Source organism: Pseudomonas sp. AC463 (assembly GCF_979253585.1).
In genome coordinates this window covers 1-238 of sequence record NZ_CEEDDZ010001138.1, presented here as the reverse complement: position 1 = coordinate 238, position 238 = coordinate 1, and the positions used below count along the sequence as shown (strand labels likewise).

Here is a 238-nt window from a genome sequence, read left to right as displayed (position 1 = left end):
CTGATCGCTGCGCCACCACCGACGAAGTTGCGCAGCATCTGGCCCGTGACCGCCTGTGGGTATGCCGAGACACCTTCAGCCACGACGCCGTGATCGCCGGCGAAAATGGCGATCCACACCTTGTCGATCCCCGGGCACTCACGGCCCTGCAGCCCGGCCAGGCGAATCGCCAGGCGCTCCAGCTCGCCGAGCGAACCGGCCGGCTTGGTCAACTGCCCCTGCCGCGCCTCAGCTTTGT

General features: G+C 68.1%; 1 protein-coding gene. It reads right to left on the bottom strand.

All coding sequences use genetic code 11. The annotated features are described in order from the left end of the window. Positions 1-238, bottom strand: a 238-nt coding sequence (locus tag AC0IYH_RS33855; RefSeq protein WP_471838844.1) for a nicotinate-nucleotide--dimethylbenzimidazole phosphoribosyltransferase, incomplete at both ends; no start/stop codon positions are given.